This is a genomic window from Aphanothece microscopica RSMan92 (assembly GCF_046613545.2).
Classification (GTDB): Bacteria; Cyanobacteriota; Cyanobacteriia; order PCC-6307; family Cyanobiaceae; genus NIES-981.
The window spans coordinates 1-788 of sequence record NZ_JBKKKY020000261.1 but is presented as its reverse complement, the minus strand read 5'-3'; the positions used below and the strand labels follow the sequence as shown (position 1 = coordinate 788).

Sequence of the window (788 nt, the reverse complement as noted above, 5' to 3'; positions counted from 1 at the left end):
GATCAGAGCACCGCCTTTTCCTTTGCCTCCCTTTCGGATTTTGATGTAGTTTACAGCTTTATAATCCATTTGGGTAAATTCCCCCTTGTAATAAAACGAGATACTGTCACTTCTTACGGCCAATTGCAAAACGTCGAGCTTGTCGAAGTTTGATAAACCAATGGTTGCTTTTTCGTAGAGTTGCTCTGGCGGTAAATCTAGTTTCTGGCCAGATACTCTTTCAGCTCCAACTAGAAAGAAAATAAAAATCAGAGTTGTCAGGACCAATTTCATTTCTTGAAATATTTTGATAGCTCCTGCGTGAGTTTTCCGTTGATTTCCTCAAACTTATCCAGCTCGGTTTTATACTCTCTAAGTTCTTTACCTTTTATCGGGTTTGGCTTGGTGAAGCCATAGGCATCGATAATAAGATCACCATTTGAATTATAAAGAAAAAGGTAGGATTCAAGCCTGACGTTTCCAACCAAGCCAAACGTACTGGCATTCAGGACCGCAATGCGGTTGTATGAAACCAGAACATTATTCAGATTTAGAGCGGAGTTCAGCGCCTTAATTTTGGATTTTGTTTCGGGATCATTTTTGAAAATCTCGTACACATTTTTTCCTTTTCCGAAGCTTGACACATTTAAATCGTTTTCGCCAAAGAAAACTACCGGAAAGTTCTTGTTATCAATTTGAATTCCTTTCTCAATTTTGAAGGCTGAGGTTTTTTCCGCATCCCATTGACTCGGGGTATTGATCGGAATAGCTAGTTTCTCCCGCAAATTTGTTAGAAGTGTTTCTTTATA

2 protein-coding genes are annotated in these 788 nt (G+C 39.0%); both read right to left on the bottom strand.

Annotation, left to right across the window (positions count from 1 at the left end):
* Window positions 1-273, bottom strand: a 273-nt coding sequence (locus ACLD7X_RS17380) for a hypothetical protein (RefSeq protein WP_411424945.1), incomplete at its 3' end; no start/stop codon positions are given.
* Window positions 270-788, bottom strand: a 519-nt coding sequence (locus ACLD7X_RS17375) for a hypothetical protein (RefSeq protein ID WP_411424944.1), incomplete at its 5' end; no start/stop codon positions are given. The genes ACLD7X_RS17375 and ACLD7X_RS17380, both read right to left, overlap by 4 nt.